15 protein-coding genes are annotated in these 16,946 nt (G+C 36.2%); 11 read left to right on the forward strand and 4 right to left on the reverse strand.

Annotated elements, in window-relative coordinates; all coding sequences use genetic code 11:
- Nucleotides 1-27: 27 nt before the first annotated feature.
- The 5 genes from C8N46_RS09445 (at nucleotide 28) to C8N46_RS09465 (ending at nucleotide 3,967) form a co-directional block, all read left to right on the forward strand.
- Entirely contained in the window at nucleotides 28-1,338 is a 1,311-nt protein-coding gene (locus C8N46_RS09445) for a (Fe-S)-binding protein (protein WP_108114653.1), read from the forward strand.
- Between the two features lie 21 nt (nucleotides 1,339-1,359).
- Nucleotides 1,360-2,139: a (Fe-S)-binding protein gene (locus tag C8N46_RS09450; protein ID WP_108114654.1), complete on the forward strand. Its 780-nt coding sequence runs from the start codon at nucleotides 1,360-1,362 to the stop codon at nucleotides 2,137-2,139.
- A gap of 1 nt (nucleotide 2,140) precedes the next feature.
- Nucleotides 2,141-2,782 (forward strand): hypothetical protein, encoded by a 642-nt coding sequence (locus C8N46_RS09455; protein ID WP_146169782.1) that lies wholly within the window; start codon nucleotides 2,141-2,143, stop codon nucleotides 2,780-2,782.
- A gap of 6 nt (nucleotides 2,783-2,788) precedes the next feature.
- Nucleotides 2,789-3,274, forward strand: coding sequence for an ABC transporter ATPase (locus C8N46_RS09460; RefSeq protein ID WP_108114656.1), 486 nt, complete (start codon nucleotides 2,789-2,791; stop codon nucleotides 3,272-3,274).
- A 489-nt stretch (nucleotides 3,275-3,763) separates the two neighbouring features.
- The gene (locus C8N46_RS09465) at nucleotides 3,764-3,967 is read left to right on the forward strand and encodes a hypothetical protein (RefSeq protein ID WP_108114657.1); all 204 of its coding nucleotides are present in this window, start codon (nucleotides 3,764-3,766) and stop codon (nucleotides 3,965-3,967) included.
- Nucleotides 3,968-4,162: 195 nt separating this feature from the next.
- On the opposite strand, the gene C8N46_RS20440 is transcribed toward C8N46_RS09465, so the two are convergent.
- Nucleotides 4,163-4,327: a hypothetical protein gene (locus C8N46_RS20440; RefSeq protein ID WP_158269123.1), complete on the reverse strand. Its 165-nt coding sequence runs from the start codon at nucleotides 4,325-4,327 to the stop codon at nucleotides 4,163-4,165.
- A gap of 303 nt (nucleotides 4,328-4,630) precedes the next feature.
- On the opposite strand from C8N46_RS20440, the gene C8N46_RS09470 reads away from it, so the two are divergent.
- The 3 genes from C8N46_RS09470 (at nucleotide 4,631) to bshA (ending at nucleotide 9,498) form a co-directional block, all read left to right on the forward strand.
- Complete coding sequence (locus C8N46_RS09470; protein WP_146169783.1) at nucleotides 4,631-5,053, forward strand: hypothetical protein; 423 nt, start codon at nucleotides 4,631-4,633, stop codon at nucleotides 5,051-5,053.
- 393 nt (nucleotides 5,054-5,446) lie between these two features.
- Nucleotides 5,447-8,359: a glycoside hydrolase family 3 N-terminal domain-containing protein gene (locus tag C8N46_RS09475; RefSeq protein ID WP_108114964.1), complete on the forward strand. Its 2,913-nt coding sequence runs from the start codon at nucleotides 5,447-5,449 to the stop codon at nucleotides 8,357-8,359.
- An 11-nt stretch (nucleotides 8,360-8,370) separates the two neighbouring features.
- Nucleotides 8,371-9,498 carry an N-acetyl-alpha-D-glucosaminyl L-malate synthase BshA gene (gene bshA, locus C8N46_RS09480; protein ID WP_108114659.1) on the forward strand — a complete coding sequence of 376 codons (1,128 nt, stop codon included), beginning with the start codon at nucleotides 8,371-8,373 and terminating at the stop codon, nucleotides 9,496-9,498.
- A 304-nt stretch (nucleotides 9,499-9,802) separates the two neighbouring features.
- On the opposite strand, the gene C8N46_RS09485 is transcribed toward bshA, so the two are convergent.
- Nucleotides 9,803-10,684, reverse strand: a complete 882-nt coding sequence (locus C8N46_RS09485) for a methyltransferase domain-containing protein (RefSeq protein WP_108114660.1) — start codon at nucleotides 10,682-10,684, stop codon at nucleotides 9,803-9,805.
- Nucleotides 10,685-10,844: 160 nt separating this feature from the next.
- Between C8N46_RS09485 and C8N46_RS09490 the strand changes: the two genes are divergently transcribed.
- Both C8N46_RS09490 and C8N46_RS09495 read left to right on the forward strand, forming a co-directional pair.
- On the forward strand, nucleotides 10,845-12,128 hold the full coding sequence (locus C8N46_RS09490; protein WP_108114661.1) for a phenylacetate--CoA ligase family protein: 1,284 nt from the start codon (nucleotides 10,845-10,847) through the stop codon (nucleotides 12,126-12,128).
- Nucleotides 12,129-12,130: 2 nt separating this feature from the next.
- Complete coding sequence (locus tag C8N46_RS09495; RefSeq protein ID WP_108114662.1) at nucleotides 12,131-13,528, forward strand: sugar transferase; 1,398 nt, start codon at nucleotides 12,131-12,133, stop codon at nucleotides 13,526-13,528.
- Between the two features lie 193 nt (nucleotides 13,529-13,721).
- Here C8N46_RS09495 and C8N46_RS09500 read toward each other — a convergent pair whose 3' ends face one another.
- Both C8N46_RS09500 and C8N46_RS09505 read right to left on the reverse strand, forming a co-directional pair.
- Entirely contained in the window at nucleotides 13,722-14,900 is a 1,179-nt protein-coding gene (locus tag C8N46_RS09500; protein ID WP_108114663.1) for a lipoprotein N-acyltransferase Lnb domain-containing protein, read from the reverse strand.
- 82 nt (nucleotides 14,901-14,982) lie between these two features.
- Entirely contained in the window at nucleotides 14,983-16,041 is a 1,059-nt protein-coding gene (locus C8N46_RS09505; RefSeq protein WP_170110079.1) for a putative type IX sorting system protein PorV2, read from the reverse strand.
- 147 nt (nucleotides 16,042-16,188) lie between these two features.
- Here C8N46_RS09505 and C8N46_RS09510 point away from each other — a divergent pair, with 147 nt between their 5' ends.
- Nucleotides 16,189-16,929: a CDP-alcohol phosphatidyltransferase family protein gene (locus tag C8N46_RS09510; RefSeq protein ID WP_170110082.1), complete on the forward strand. Its 741-nt coding sequence runs from the start codon at nucleotides 16,189-16,191 to the stop codon at nucleotides 16,927-16,929.
- The last annotated feature ends 17 nt before the right edge of the window (nucleotides 16,930-16,946 follow it).

The following is a 16,946-nucleotide window of genomic DNA, read 5'->3' on the forward strand; positions in this document are numbered from 1 at the left end:
AACTAACCATCAAAAGATTCACTACTTATGGAGTACATTCCTAATATTCTATTTGCCATTCTTTTAATTGCTGGCGTAGGCTATTTTACCAAAAATGTTCGAAAATTAACGCGCAACATTAAGCTAGGAAAAGATGTAGACCGCTCTGATAATAAATCAGAACGCTGGAAAAACATGGCAATGATTGCCCTTGGACAATCCAAAATGGTGCGCAGACCTATTGCAGGGTTCTTGCATGTTATCGTGTATGTGGGTTTTATCATTATCAACATTGAAGTGTTGGAAATCATTATTGACGGACTTTTTGGAACGCATCGAATCTTTACCAAAGTATTGCCAGATAGCGTATATGGTTTCCTTATCGGAACTTTTGAAATATTGGCTGTGTTAGTATTAATTACGGTAATTATCTTTTGGTTGCGAAGAAACGTTATCAAACTAAAGCGATTTCTAAGTGCCGAAATGAAAGGTTGGCCCAAAAGTGACGGAAACATCATTCTCTATTTTGAAGTTGTCTTAATGACGTTGTTTTTGGTGATGAATGCAACAGATGTGGAATTTCAGGCAATGAACTCTGGAAACATTATTAGTAAGCATATCGCAGGATTATTTGGTTCTGGAGAACATTTACATACCATTGAAAGAGCTGCTTGGTGGCTACACATTGCAGGAATATTAGTATTCTTAAACTATTTATACTATTCAAAACACTTACACATTCTCTTAGCATTTCCTAATACGTGGTATGCCAACTTAAAGCCAAAAGGACAATTTAAGAATGATGCCAATGTAACGAAAGAGGTAATGTTGATGATGGATCCAAATGCTGATCCGTTTGCTGCTCCAGCAGAAGGAGAAGACGAAGGCGAACCTGAAAAATTTGGCGCTTCGGATGTACAAGATTTAAACTGGGTACAATTGATGAACGCGTATACCTGTACCGAATGTGGTCGTTGTACAAGTGAATGTCCCGCCAATCAAACAGGGAAGAAGCTTTCTCCACGTAAAATCATGATGGATACGCGTGATCGTTTGGAAGAAGTAGGAAAAAATATCGACGCCAACAAAGGCACCTTTGTAGACGATGGAAAAGCATTGTTGAACGATTACATAACACCAGAAGAACTATGGGCGTGTACATCTTGTAATGCCTGTGTGGAAGCGTGTCCTGTAAATATCGATCCGTTGTCCATTATCATGGAAATGCGAAAATATTTAGTCATGGAACAATCGGCAGCGCCATCAGAATTAAACGTAATGATGGGAAATATTGAAAACAACGGTGCTCCTTGGCCGTACAATCAAATGGACAGACTTAACTGGAAAGACGAAAACTAATACAACTAAAAAAATACGAAGATGAAAGTACCCACAATGGCAGAATACATGGCGGAAGGCAAACAACCAGAAGTTCTTTTTTGGGTAGGTTGTGCAGGAAGCTTTGACGATAGAGCCAAAAAAATAACCAAAGCTTTTGTAAAAATATTAAACAATGCAAATGTTGAGTTTGCAGTATTGGGAGCAGAAGAAAGTTGTACTGGTGACCCTGCCAAACGTGCTGGAAACGAATTCTTATTCCAAATGCAAGCCGTGACGAATATTGAGGTCATGAATGCGTATGAAGTTAAAAAAGTAGTCACAGCGTGTCCGCATTGCTTTAATACGATTAAAAACGAATATCCTTCGCTTGGAGGGAATTACGAAGTAGTACACCATACTCAATTTTTAAAATCCTTGTTAGATGATGGACGATTGACCATTGAAGGTGGAAACTTCAAAGGAAAACGCATCACTTTCCACGATCCTTGCTATTTAGGTCGTGCCAATGATGTATATGAAGCGCCACGTGAACTCATTCGCAAATTGGATGTAGAATTGGTCGAAATGAAAAACTGCCGCAAAAAAGGCTTATGTTGTGGAGCTGGTGGCGCGCAAATGTTTAAAGATGCTGAACCTGGCAATAAAGAAGTCAACATTGAACGTACAGAGCAAGCATTAGACGTAAAACCAGATATCATTGCGGCGGGTTGCCCGTTCTGTAATACCATGATGACGGACGGAATTAAAAACAAAGAAAAAGAAGATAGTATTGTAGTTCAAGATATTGCGGAACTTATTGCAAATGCACAAGATTTATAAAATGAAAAAAATAATAGTATTACTACTTGCGTTGTGCACAACAATAGTTGTCAACGCACAAGATAAAGACTCAAAAGACGCGGTATTAGAAGACATTACCAAAGATGTGTGTGAATGTGTCTCAGACAAGGTAGCAGAAGGAATTCCACGAAAAGAAATTGAAGTTCAGTTAGGCTTATGCCTTATCAATTCGTATGGGAAATATAGAGAACGCATTGAAAAATTCATGGAAATTGCCTTTAGTGATCCAGAATCTATGGAGAAATTTGGGCAGGAAATCGGCATGAAAATGCTCACAGTTTGTCCTGATACCTTTATGGCTTTTGCGAAAGATTTGATTGAAGAAGAAGTCGAAAATTACAATCCTGAAAGCGAAACAAACTCAAAAGTTTCTACAGTTTCAGGCGAAGTGGTAAAGTTAGACAATGACCAATTCAATGTGTTGTATTTTAAAGGAAACAACAAGCGAACGTATAAGCTTCTTTGGCAAGAATACTTTGAAGGACAAGAATTGTTGCTAGATTTTAAAAGTCTGAAAAACAAAAACATCGAAGTTTCTTTTGAAGATAAAGAAATGTACGATCCTAAATTGAAAGACTACCGTACGTACAAAGTGTTGCGAAAAATTGAAATTGTAAATTAAGGACAGATGCTTGTAGAATTTGACAACATTTCAGACGACGCGCGAATTTGGATTTACCAAGCCAATCGCTCCTTTAGCGATGAAGAATTAGAAGAAATCAACTCGAAACTTTCTAACTTTATCACGCAATGGACAGCGCATGGAAGCGATTTAGAAGCAGCTTTCGACATCAAATACAAACGTTTTATCATCCTTGCTGTAGACCAATCTAAGCAAATGGCAACAGGTTGTTCTATTGATGCTTCGGTACATTTTATCCAACAATTAGAAAAAGACTACAATGTCGATTTGATGGACAAAATGAACGTATCGTACAAACAAGGTGAATATGTTGCTTACAAAGACTTAAAAGCCTTCCGAAAAATGGCAAAAGACCGTGCAGTCACAGGAAACACCATCGTTTTCAACAACTTGGTTACCACAAAAGCGGAATTTTTAGAAAACTGGGAAGTGCCTGCCAAAGAAAGTTGGCATGGGCGCTTTTTGAGTTAATCAAACAATACTATCAAAATAAACTAAAAAGACACATTGTTACTGATGTGTCTTTTTTAGTTTTTTAATTTTTTTACAGAGAAAAAACAATTTCTATTGGAATTAAACTTATTCCAACTCACGTTAAATTATGTGAGTTAGACATAAGAAATCGTCAAATTGTTCTTAATTCACTGATAAATAATCCTTTGCCTGTTCGAGCGCAGTCGAGAACACAAGAAACTGTGCGTTTCAATCGAATCTCGGTAGCTTCGCTCGGTAGCTGCGATAATGCTCAATTTGACACTTTTTATAAGTAATTAGAAGTCAGTTAAGTATGAAAATATTTATACCAACTCACATCAAATTATAAAATTATGTTAACGAACTATAGCCAATTTCTTTCTTTTTTGCTGTAACTATGATTTTCAAGTAATTGAACTATGGAAATACCGTAAGTATTTGATTTTCATATGTTTTATCTTTATAATGAATTTAAATTAAAATAGTATGAAAAAGAAAAATTTGAATGCAAAGTTAGCATTGAAGAAAAATTTAGTATCTAATTTACAGGCAGAAACTGTAAAAGGAGCTGGAACAAATATCTGTTCTGGAACACAAGATACATGTATCAATTGTCAAGGACCAACCAAAGAATATCCGTGTCCAACGCCAACACGAGGCGACTGGACTTGTGGTTGCCCTGAGCAATAAAAAACATATCACTTTATCCAACTTCAATATGTTTATAAGGAAACCTAAAGTAAGGATTCAATAAATTGGATAAAAGAAGAAAGCCTTGTTCTGCAAACGAACAAGGCTTTTTTTATGAAACAAAATATACAGATAACACAAACACAATAGCAGCATAAGCGATGCAACTATTGTATGTACTGATTTTTTTGTGATTTAACTAGCAAGCGCAGCGTTGCTAAATTGATAATTTGGGTCTTTGCACATTCGCTGATAAATTTCACGATCTACTGTAACAGGAATGTCTAAATGCGGGAGTTTTATTTGAAAACTTTCTCCCTTTTGGGTAAGTAATTGAACTCTTAAAGGTTGTTTCTCCATAATCTATTAAATTAAAAAGTTAAACCATCTAAAAACACAATATGAAAGGCAAAATATATACCATTTCTGGAAACTAAAATTAAAAAAACTTTTGGAAAAATGCAAAAACTATACAGCTGTCAAAATGACACTATCAGTTGATTTTAGTAGGTTTCTAGTATAATTTCAACATAAAAAATGACAGTTTTTCTAAAAAAAGAAAGCAAATATCAAACGAGAAAATGCTAAAAATAGACTGGCATTTTATTTGTAAAATGAACAATGAAATTCTGAATATTGTTTAACTGTTTAAATAGAAATCTCATGAAATATCTAACAATGATGTGTGTATTATTGACGTTTCTCTCAGCGAAAACAGTCACTGCACAAGCCAAAGACAAGACAACACAACCTGATGAACGTGTTGAAGTTCACAAAGAATATGACGAATACGGAAATCTAATTCGTTTTGATTCGGTGTATTCGTATTCAAGTGGAAACCTAAAAGGACATTCGTTAAAATTCGATTCTCTCATGAAAAACTTCTTTCCAAAGGAATTCTCCAACATGTTTCCAAACATGCCATTCGAATTTCAATCAGATCCTTTTGGTTTATTAAAACAGCAATCAACAGACTCTATCTGGAAACAACGTATGCAAGCACATCAACGTTTTATAGAAGAATTCTTAAAACGCTCGCTACCAAAATCAACAAAAGAAGCAGAAATCAAACGAGAAAAAGTTTAATACCACAAAAAGCTGTCTAAAAGGTTTTTGTATTCGTCATTCTGAGCTTGATACTGAAATAAATTCAGCACGGGCTTCAGAATCTCATCAGATTGACTTTCAACTGTTATGAGAAACCAAATCAAGTTTGATTTGACGGAATATGTACTTTTTAGACAGCTTTTTTTATAAGTTTTAACTTCGTTTTACGGTGAACTGCTATCGAGTTACGCAAAAACCTTATTGACGCTAACAATCAGTAGTAACCAAAAACCATTTCTAAAAATGATGTTAAATTCCGTCTTTGCTTTTTTCTGTGCAATAAAGTCAGTACTTTTAAATCTATAATGCAAAAGACGTTCGCATGGCATCTTTTTTGCCCTGCAAACACTATCAATGTTAGTGAAATACCCTATGAATAAATTCAGCATCATCTTTATCATCATACTTTCTCTTTTTATAACTGGCGCGAAACAACCACATTTTGCCAACAAAGCTGCTTTTGAGGCACAAGAAAAATGGGTTGATAGTTTGTACACCAATATGACGCAAAAAGAGCGCTTTGCACAATTACTCACCATTACAGCGTATTCGGATAAAGATTTAGCGCATGACAATCGGGTAAAACTGCAAATTATGAAGCAGCATGTTGGTGGAATTCACTTCATGGGCGGAAATCCAACACATCAAGTAGAATTGACCAATCAGTTTCAAAAACTTTCAAAAGTTCCATTATTAATTTCTATGGATGCCGAATGGGATTTTGGTAAAAAACTCGATTCCACACACACATTTCCGTACAACCTACTACTCGGCGCTGTTGAAAACGATACCATCATTGAAAACATCGGAAAACACATCGGAAAACACAGCAAACAAATAGGTGTACATGCAGTATTTGGGCCGCAATCTGTGGTGCAAACGGAAGATAATCGTGCATTTGTGGGAAATCGTTCGTATGGAGAAAATATAGCGAACGTATCCAAAAAAGTCACTGCGTTTACCAAAGGAATTCAAAGTACAGGAATTATGGCAATTGCAACAGACTTTCCAAGTTATCCAAATACAGTAACCACTTCAGAAAACCTGCCCGAATTGACACTTTCTTCGGAAGAATTAGACAGCATTCAGTTTCCTGTGTATAAAGAACTCATCAAACAAAAAATTGGCGGCGTGCAAACGGCTCACATTCTAGTGCCAAGTATGACCTCTGTATCGAGTTCACCAGCATCTTTTTCGCATAATATTGTCACCAAAAAACTAAAACACGAATTCGGTTTTCAAGGATTGACATTTTCTCCATTGTTAAACGATGAACGTTTGCTGCAAGACAAAGAAATCAGTGAAGTCGCATTAGCGGCTTTCTTAGCGGGAAATGATGTATTACTGTTACCAGGAGATGTGCAGCCCGTCATAGCAAAGTTTGAAGAAGCGTACAATGAAGGCTTGATCAAAGAAGCAGACGTTTCTCGTGCCGTAAAAAATATACTGCGTGCCAAATACAAGGCTGGTTTGCATACGCTTGAACCGTTATCGGAAGTGGCTGTTGTAGAAAAACTTGCGAGTGGAAAAGACAAAGCATTGCATTACAAAGCGATAAAACATGCAATAACAGCATTGAAAATTGACAATTCCATAGTACCCATTCGAAACTTATCGCAACAAAAAATTGCCTATATCAAAATGGGCGACGCGAACGAAGCAACTTTTGTAAATACCTTACTAAAATATGCAGCGATTGATGTTATTGAAGAAAAAAATCTCGCAGACCTTACTGAAAAGCTAAAAAATTACACAACCGTCATTGTCGGATTGCACAAATCGGATGCGAGTCCGAAAGCGGATTATAAGTTTACAGAACGAGAAATCGTTTGGTTGCAAGAAATTTCGCGAGAAAGCAAGGTGATTTTGGCAGTATTTGCAAGTCCGCACAGTTTATCCAACATAAAAAGCTTTACCAATATTGATACCATTTTAATGTCGTATCAAAACAGTGAATTTTCGCAAGAAATCACTGCGCAAATCATTTTTGGAGCGGTAAAAGCACAAGGAAAATTACCCGTAGCCATCAAAGACGAATTTCCAATCGGAACTGGCGTTGAAACACAAACCTTAGCACGCTTGGGATATGATTTTCCAGAAGCGGTTGGACTCAATTCCAAAAAATTATCCAAAATAGATTCGCTTGCAGCGTTGGTGGTTTCAGAAGAAATGGCGCCAGGTGTGCAATTACTCATCGCCCGAAAGGGAAAAATCATTTACAATAAAAATTTTGGGTATCACACGTACGAAAAGAAACATAAAGTCACAGACCAAGATTTATACGACGTGGCTTCCATGACAAAGATTTTAGCCACATTGCCCTTAGTGATGAAGTTGGAAGAAAACAAAAAAATGGCGCTGACGTCCAAATTGGAAGATTTATTGCCAATGTTTAAAGAAACCAACAAAGACACGCTCAAAGTTGTAGAAATACTATCGCATTACGCGCGCTTAAAACCTTGGATTCCTTTTTACATCAACACGTTAGACAGTGTTACGAAGAAACCCGACAAAAAGTGGTACCGACGCAAGCAATCGAAGAAATTCAATATAAAAGTCGCAGATAAATTATACATGAAAGCGGAATACAAAGATTCCATGATGCAGCGAATTATAGACAGCGACTTATTGGAAAAACATCGCTATCGTTACAGCGACTTGCCTTTTTATATTTTAAAAGAATATGTAGAAACGATGTATAATGCTGATTTAAACGCCGTAACGCAGCAATACTTTTACAAATCGTTAGGGGCGCATCGAACAACGTACAATCCGTTGGAAAAATTTTCAAAAGACGTGATAGTTCCTTCTGAAAAAGACGACTACTATCGAAATCAAGTAGTACAAGGGTACGTGCACGACATGGGCGCTGCGATGCAAGGCGGCATCGGCGGACATGCGGGATTGTTTAGCACCGCAAATGATGTGGCAAAAATAATGCAAATGTATCTGCAAAATGGCGTGTATGGCGATGTGCAATATTTGGATGCAGCCACCATTGCAAAGTTCAATAATTGTTACTATTGTGATAAAGACAATCGTCGTGGTGTGGGATTTGACAAACCACAACTAGGAGACGTAGGTCCAACCTGTGGTTGTGTATCCATGAAAAGTTTTGGACATTCTGGCTTTACAGGAACGTACACATGGGCAGACCCTGAGGAAGAAATAGTTTATGTATTTTTGTCCAACAGAACCTTTCCGACAATGTCGAACCGAAAACTGATTAAAACCAATATACGAACCGAAATTCAAAAGCTTATTTACGAAGCTATTGAAAAATAAACCAACTAAATTTGAAAATAGCAATAGTATGTTATCCAACCTTTGGCGGAAGTGGCGTTGTAGCGACAGAGCTCGGAATTGCCTTAGCGAATAGAGGACACGAAATACATTTTATTACCTACAAACAGCCAGTTCGTTTGGCATTGTTGGGTGAAAATATCCACTTTCACGAAGTATTTGTACCCGAATATCCGTTGTTTCATTACCAACCGTACGAGCTTGCCTTGTCGAGCAAATTGGTAGATATGGTCAAACTTCATAAAATAGACTTATTACACGTACACTACGCAATTCCGCATGCATACGCAGGTTATATGGCGAAAAAGATGTTGGCAGAAGAAGGTATTTCCATTCCGATGGTGACTACATTGCACGGAACCGATATCACTTTAGTGGGAAGTCATCCATTTTACAAGCCTGCGGTCACGTTTAGCATCAACCAATCGGATGTGGTAACGTCGGTTTCTGAAAGTTTAAAGCAAGATACGCTGCGTTTGTTTAATATTAAGGGTGACATTGATGTCATTCCAAACTTTATAGATGCTTCTAAATACAATCATGATTTTACCGATTGTCAACGAACGATGATGGCAACACAAAATGAAAAAATCATCACACACATTAGCAACTTCCGAAAAGTAAAACGCATAGACGATGTAGTGAAGATTTTTTATGAAATTCAAAAAGAAATTCCTGCCAAACTCATGATGGTTGGTGAAGGACCGGAAAAAGAACCTGCGGAATTATTGTGTGAAAAACTTGGTATCGCGAATAAAGTGATTTTCTTTGGAAACAGTAATGAAATCGATAAAATTCTCTGTTTCTCCGATTTATTTTTATTACCGTCAGAAACCGAAAGTTTTGGATTGGCAGCGTTGGAAGCGATGATTTCGTCTGTTCCAGTAATATCAAGCAATACAGGTGGAATTCCTGAAGTAAATGTGCATGGCGTTTCGGGATATTTAAGCGAAGTAGGCGATGTAGAAGAGATGTCGCAAAACGCGTTAAAAATCTTAAAAGACGAAAAAGAACTCAAAAAATTCAAAGCTGCCGCTAAGAAAGAAGCGTTGAAATTTGATATCAATAAAATTGTGCCTGTGTATGAGTTTATTTACCAGAAGGCGTTTGAGATAGCGTGATTTTAGATTCGCTTCGCTGTTGGAATCTAGACCGCTTCGCTACTAGATTATAGATACGCTTCGCTTTTAGACTCGCTTCGCTCGATTCAAGGTTTGTTTGGAAATCACTTCGCTCTTTTTGTTTGTTTCGTTTCGCTTTTGGAATTTCTTCTATTGCTCGACTTTGTGATTTTTTGTTTTGTGTTTTTTAATGTTACTTGCAAATACGAACCGAATGCTTACATTTGAAACATGAGCAATGGAGAAGTACTATGGATTTTGTGAAAAATACATTTTCAAATCTTCAAATTCGCACTTTGTCAAATTAAACTTTCAGCTTCAACAACACATTAATACTTCCTGCTAACAATTCTTCTTCCGTGTAGTTTTTGTAATCTTCGTGAAGTGTTAATTCCTTGAATTTCTTGTATTTTTCAGAATCTTTGTCGCAAGTATCATAATCGAGTGAAACGACTTCGTAACCTGCTTCTTTAAAAATGGTTAGGTAATCTGGCAAACGCAATCGGTTGTGGTAATCGAACTTGGTATGCTGTTTTTTCCATTCCGCTTTGCTGTATTTTAAAAAATCGTAGTACGAAAGCGATTTGTCGTCATAAGCACGATGATCACTTGGCGAAATCATGTGTAGAATGTATGCAGATTTAGGTAAAATATTTGCGAAACTTTGATGAATTTGCAATAAATCTTCTGGGGAAATGTGTTCTAAGACAAATCGTGAAAATACTAAATCAATTTGCTCGTTTAGTTGTGTGTTTTCAGCTGCTAAATTCGTCTTTGGATAGTATGTAACATTGCTCGGAAGCGGATATTTTCCTTTTTCAGCAGCAATGTCTATTTGATAGTTTTCTTTGTAATACGAATTGAGCTTGGCAATGGTTTTGGCATCGTAATGCTCGTTGATATCATACGTTACCACACGTTCTACTTCTGCAAAATTTGTAAAAAAGTAGGGGATAATCGGTGCCCAACCTGAACCTAGTTCTAAAACGGTTTTATCTTTTAGACTGATATTTTCTTTTTCCAAAATCTCCAAGGCTTCTTTAAAAGAACGATTGTTGGTTTTAATCTTAAAATTGACACTGTTTCTATTGAGAAACTTCTGCAATTGGTGATAGATTCCGTAACCCAGCGAATTCGGTAAAATGTCTAGTGACTTAAATATAAAAGATTTGGCTTTGTGATTCATACAGTAGGTAATTCGGTTGCAAAATAACAAATTTAAAATGGAATTTAATCTTCTTGCATCGTCAATTGCTTTAAAATCAATTTTACAAATGACTCTACCACAATTTCATTGGAAATCCACTTTTTTTATGGTACATTTCGCCGTTGATAGAACGTAGAGTATGTTTTACAAACTTATTTTTCAATTGGGCGAACGCTTGCGAAATCCTTCGTTGCGACAATGGTTTTCATTTTTAAAACAATCGGAGTATTGGTCGATTGACGAATTGGAAGCGTATCAATTGCAACAGTTAAAAGAACTCGTTTCCTTCGCGAAAGCACATTCTGAATACTACAAAGAAACGCTTGCCGATATTGACGTAGCATCGTTTTCTTCTTTGGAAGATATTAAGCAATTGCCATTACTGTCGAAGCAAGATGTATTGCAACACACCGAAAAAATTCACACCAAACATCACTTTAAAAAAGTATTTACCGCAACAACTTCAGGTTCTTCGGGAGATCCGCTAGTATATCAACGAGAAGAAAGTGCCGATTCATTCAACAGAGCGTCTATTTTTAGAGGCTATTCTTGGTACAATGTGCAACCGTGGGAACGCAACGGATATTTTTGGGGATTTGATTTTTCAACAGTAAAACGATTAAAAGTCAGATTGTTAGATGCACTTCAAAATCGTTTTCGTGTGTTCGATTATAAAGAAAAATCCTTTCAAAAATTTGTCAAAAAACTACAACGTGCCAAGTATATTCATGGATATTCTTCCATGATTTACCAATCTGCCAAATTGATTACTGAAAAGAAGCTTCCAAAGCCAAAAAATATCAAAATGGTGAAAGGTACTTCAGAGAAAATTTACGACAGTTACAAAGCTGAAGTCAAAGCAGCCTTTGGCGTGCCAATTATCAGCGAATACGGTGCCGCAGAAACGGGAATTATTGCCTTTGAATGTCCGTACGGAAACATGCATATCAACATGGAAGGTGTGATTGTGGAAGAACTGAACAATCAAATTGTGGTGACCAATTTACAAATGAAAACCTTTCCTGTAATTCGCTATCAATTAGGTGATTATATTGAGTTGGCTTCTAAAAATAAAAAATGTGCTTGTGGTAAATCGCATTACATTTTAGAAGAAGTTACGGGTAGAATAGGGGAAAACGTATACGGAAAGAAAGAAATTTATCCGAGTTTGTACTTTTATTACATCTTTAAAAACTTAGCCAAAAAACATAACATAAAACTTACCTATCAAATTATACAAAAAGAAAAAGGAATTCTTATATTTAACCTTGAAGAAAACTTAACCAACACAAATGAAGAAAAGCTAAGACAAGAGATTCACGCCTATTTTGCCGACGACATTGACTACACTATTTGCCCAAATGTAACACAGAGCGTCGGTAAGCAAAAAACGAAAAGTTTTATCTCTTATCTTACAAAATAGTTATGGCAACAACCTCCAACATGCATTTCGAAATTTCGGAACGTAAGCTGCTTTTACGAATTGTCGATGTATTGTCCTTACTTTTCGGATTGTACGTAGTGTCAAATGTGTTTGATTTTGACTATTTCAGATTTACAAAAGAGCGTTGGTTGTGGAGCGTAGTGTTGATTGTATATTTTATGCTGTTTTCCACGATTTTAGAGTTGTATAATTTACAGAAAGCGAGTCGTTATGATACCACGTTTCAGGGAATTATCCTCACAGTTTCTATTACGGTCTTATGTTATTTATTGACGCCCTTTTTTACGCCAGAATTGCCTGAAAATCGTTTGCAAATCCTTTATTTTTTCTTGGCGATTTCTGTGACGATTTTTTTATGGCGATGTGCGTATATTTTCTTCATTTCTTCGCCGCGTTTCTATAAAAATATTCTCATTATTGGGAATACGGAAGAAATTAAAATCATGTCCGAAGCAATTGAGCGCAATACGAATTACTACAAAATTGTCGGTTATATCAATTCTACGCCGAATCAAGGTGTGAAAGATGCTGATTTGGAAGCGATTGAAGAAATTACCAATTTGGATTTGAATTCGGTCGTAAAAGAAAAATACGTTTCAGAAATCATCATTGCCAGCAATCCACGCGAAGAATTGAGCAAACCTTTATTTGATAGTCTAATCGGATTGTTAGAAACAGGATTGCCGATTAAAGAGTACATTCAAGTGTATGAAGAATTGACTTATCGCGTTCCAGTTCAATACATTGGGAAAGATTTTTACAAATATTTTCCGTTCAGTCGCAGCAATCAAAATAAGTTGTACTTATTCTTTCATCGCTTTTTTGATATTTTATTTTCTGTATTAGGATTAACGGTAAGTTTGATTTTTATTCCGTTTATTTTGATTGGAAATATGATTGGAAATCGCGGTCCGTTATTGTACACGCAAGAACGCGTGGGAAAAAATGGCGTACCGTTTAAAATCTACAAACTCCGAAGTATGGTGGTAGATGCCGAAAAAGATGGAGCGGTTTGGGCAACAAAAAATGATGCACGAGTGACTAAATTTGGAAAATTTCTACGAAAATCACGTCTGGATGAAGTGCCGCAGTTTATCAACGTTCTCAAAGGCGAAATGAGCATGATTGGTCCACGCCCAGAACGTCCTGCATTTGTAAAACAATTGTCGGAAGATTTAACGTTTTACGAAATTCGTCACGTCGTAAAGCCTGGCGTAACAGGTTGGGCACAAGTCAAAACGGATTATGGCGCATCAGTTGAAGACAGTTTACGCAAGCTCCAATATGATTTATACTACATCAAACACCGAAGCTTCTTTTTGGACTTAAACATCATTGTAAAGACGTTGAGTACGGTGTTGTTTTATCGTGGGCGATAGTTTTTTTCTAATGTATCAATTTGATAATTTGAAAATGTAGCAATGCTTTCTTGGAGTTTATAGGTTATAAGTTTAGGAGTTTACGACAATTCAAAAATCTAGCATTCAGTATTTAAAATTTTAAGATTCAAAGTACTTCTCGATACATTTTTCCTTCGGAAAAACACTCGAAGTGACGGTTTGCTTTCAAACTTTACTGCTTCAAAAAATAATACGTCAAATACGAATATCGTATCAAAAGCATTATCAACAACGGAATTGCCGCTAAAGCAAACACTTGAAACTGAAGCAACCATAAAAACAATAGAATTACAATCAATCCTATTAAAAAAGCAGTGTATTTCCAGCGGTTTTTGGCTTCTTTTTGTTTGGATCTGAATTTGCGAATGAAGAGTAAGTTTATTGGGAAAACCCATAACAAATTCCAATTGTTAACCGTCATAGAATGATCGGTAGCAAACCAGAGTAATAATACCATAATACCGCCCAAACCTGTAATTAACAGCAACGCTGCGTCTAACCAACGTGTGCGTTTTTTGTGTTTGAAATCGAGAAAGGTGATGATGAGCACGATTAATAATAAAATGGTACTTATAAAATAAGGACTAAGCGCAAAAGAACCTGCTTTTTGTGTATTTTTTGGCTCTTTTAGAATGACATTTACTTCTTTGACCAGCGATTCTCCGTTTTGTAATGTGGCGTTTTCAACGGATTTATAGACGTAATCTGGTAAGAAATCATATTCTTTTGCAGTGGCTTCTCGGTCAATGACTGAACCAAGAGCAATGTCAATTCCGAAGCTTGACCATGAGTTTTTGTCTACGTAATCGTAAATTAAATCGCGAAAGGTTTTTTCTGTGGTAATGTGATTGTATGAAAACTCAATTTCATCATCGAAATTTTTACGCAAGACTTCTCCAATTTTTGTTGCGCAATTGTTGAAAAAGAAGTCATATTTGTACGAACGATTTTCTTCTTTGTAATTGTTTTCCAAATAGGCGAGAAGCGTCTGTACTTGATTTGGTGACAGATTCAGCACTTGTTCTTTTACCCAACGTTTTTCGTATTTATACGCGTAGACAAAATTTTTGAAACTGCTTCTACCGAGTTGATATGGCAGTTTTCCTTGCGCAAATTTGATATAGAAAAAAGGTGTATTAAAATCAAACGTTCCGTAATTATAGACGACATCGTAGTTGTACACTGGATCTTTTAATCGAAACGCGTTGTGTCCGAACGTAGAGTACAATTCAGAGCCAGGACCGCACGTAATTACAGAGAAAGTCGCTTCTGGCGAAAGCTGAATTTGAGAATCGTTCTGCCCAAAGGCAATTCCCAAAAAGAAAAATAGTAGAAATACGAGTTTTTTCATCTGCTAAAAATATCACTTTTTATTTGTGACAGAAAATATCGAACTCGTTATCTTTTTGTTAAAATATTTTGATGAGATTCGTTTATCGGAACAAACTCCAATCGATTTTTAGTGAGAATACGTTTGAATATACTGCAGCACTTTGGTCGCCGATGTCCGTCAACGCATAATCGATTTGAATTCCTTTGTATTTAAAGCCAATTCCGATATTGGGTTGAAACGTCAACGATTCTGAGCCAAAGTTGTTTTCGTTTTGAAAGTTTCCTACACCAGCACGTACAAATACCAAGTCTGTATAGGCAAATTGCAATCCGACAGCAGGTGTTACACTGGCAAATCCTGTAGAAATGATATCGTTGGTTTCTGCAAAACGCATAATCATATCCACTTCTGCGGTTAATGAATAATCGTAATTAAATGTAAAAGTACGCGCGACACCAAGTTGCAGTTTCGGAATCGTAATTTCAGTCGTTTCTGGTAAATCTTGCTCTGGAATTTGATCGCTCACATCATTGAATAAATCTTCATCAATACTCCACGTATTAAACGTCGTTGTGATATCGCGCGCCATCAAACCGAATTTCCAATCGTTTTTTCTGAATTGCAATCCGAAGTCAAATCCAAATCCCCAAGAAGAAGCAAAATCACCAATTACTCGACGAATCACTTTGGCATTCACACCATAATTCAGTCCTTGTACAGGCATTCTACGGGCATACGAAAACGTAATTCCGTAATCGGCAGCAGAGAAGAGGCTGATTCGGTTAAAATCTATATTTCCTTGACTGTCAATTAATTGAGTAGTATTTAAAATGTCGTCGACACCAAAGCGAATTAAGGAAATTCCCCAAGCACTTCGGTCGTCAATTGGCATTGCAAAAGCGGCATAATCATACAAAGCAATATTGGCAAAATAGCTAGAGTGCATCAATGCCAGTTGCTTGTCTTCAAGTTGCACCAAACCTGCAGGATTCCAATATCCTGAGTTTACATCACCAATGTTTGCCACAACAGCATTTCCCATTCCAAACGCGCCTGCATCCACGCCAATATTCATAAATTCATTTGAATATTTCACCACAGACTGTCCATTTGCTGAATAGGCAACTATTATTAAGAGGAATATAAGTAACTTTTTCAAGAATATAATTTTTTACAAATATGCAATTTTCTACCTAATTAACTCAAAAATTACCTAGTTATTGTGTTGAATTCATCAACATTTTTACTTCTAAAGTATGGAGTTTGGAAAGTTTAATTATTTTTACAAAAAATCACGTCCATGAACATCAAAAAACACATTCCAAATTTTATCACGTTACTGAATTTATTTTGCGGTTGTTTGGCGGTAATTTTTGCAGTGAAGAATCAGTTGGAAATTGCTGCATTTTTTGTGTTTATAGGTATCTTTTTTGATTTTTTTGACGGATTAGCCGCTCGATTATTAAACGTCCAAAGCGAATTGGGATTGCAATTAGATTCGCTCGCAGATATGGTAACTAGTGGTGTTGTGCCAGGTATTGTAATGTATCAATTATTTAATAGAGCATTAAATATTCATGAAGCTGTAAACGACGGACATTCATGGTCAGATACGTGGCATTGGCTTGAAAATGAAGTACATTTATTGCCACTTTTCGGATTGGTAATCACCTTGGCTTCCGCATATCGTTTGGCAAAGTTTAATATTGACGAAAACCAAACGTCTTCATTTATCGGATTGCCAACGCCCGCCAATTCTTTATTGATTTTATCATTTCCGTTGATTTTAGCCTATCAAGGAAATCCAACCATTGACGACATTATTTTAAACAAATGGTTTTTAATTGTGATGACAATCGTGAGCAGTTATTTGTTAAATGCGAGAATTTCTCTATTTGCCTTAAAATTTAAAGATTGGAGTTTTAAAAACAACGCTGTCAAATATATTTTTCTTCTTTTGAGTGTTGTATTGCTCGTTTTTCTACAATTTACAGCGATTCCTGTGATTATTATTTTATATGTGTTGATTTCTTTGGTGAAGAAGTAAGGAGTAAAGTGAATTTT

The organism is Kordia periserrulae (assembly GCF_003054265.1).
In the GTDB taxonomy this organism is placed as follows: Bacteria; Bacteroidota; Bacteroidia; order Flavobacteriales; family Flavobacteriaceae; genus Kordia; species Kordia periserrulae.

Bases quoted from the DNA above. Each gene is read 5' to 3' on its own strand.
- C8N46_RS09445 (WP_108114653.1), top strand. From the start codon at position 28: ATGGAGTACATTCCTAATATTCTATTTGCCATTCTTTTAATTGCTGGC.
- C8N46_RS09450 (WP_108114654.1), top strand. From the start codon at position 1,360: ATGAAAGTACCCACAATGGCAGAATACATGGCGGAAGGCAAACAACCA.
- C8N46_RS09455 (WP_146169782.1), top strand. From the start codon at position 2,141: ATGAAAAAAATAATAGTATTACTACTTGCGTTGTGCACAACAATAGTT.
- C8N46_RS09460 (WP_108114656.1), top strand. From the start codon at position 2,789: ATGCTTGTAGAATTTGACAACATTTCAGACGACGCGCGAATTTGGATT.
- C8N46_RS09465 (WP_108114657.1), top strand. From the start codon at position 3,764: ATGAAAAAGAAAAATTTGAATGCAAAGTTAGCATTGAAGAAAAATTTA.
- C8N46_RS20440 (WP_158269123.1), bottom strand. From the start codon at position 4,327: ATGGAGAAACAACCTTTAAGAGTTCAATTACTTACCCAAAAGGGAGAA.
- C8N46_RS09470 (WP_146169783.1), top strand. From the start codon at position 4,631: ATGAAATATCTAACAATGATGTGTGTATTATTGACGTTTCTCTCAGCG.
- C8N46_RS09475 (WP_108114964.1), top strand. From the start codon at position 5,447: ATGAATAAATTCAGCATCATCTTTATCATCATACTTTCTCTTTTTATA.
- C8N46_RS09485 (WP_108114660.1), bottom strand. From the start codon at position 10,684: ATGAATCACAAAGCCAAATCTTTTATATTTAAGTCACTAGACATTTTA.
- C8N46_RS09490 (WP_108114661.1), top strand. From the start codon at position 10,845: ATGTTTTACAAACTTATTTTTCAATTGGGCGAACGCTTGCGAAATCCT.
- C8N46_RS09495 (WP_108114662.1), top strand. From the start codon at position 12,131: ATGGCAACAACCTCCAACATGCATTTCGAAATTTCGGAACGTAAGCTG.
- C8N46_RS09500 (WP_108114663.1), bottom strand. From the start codon at position 14,900: ATGAAAAAACTCGTATTTCTACTATTTTTCTTTTTGGGAATTGCCTTT.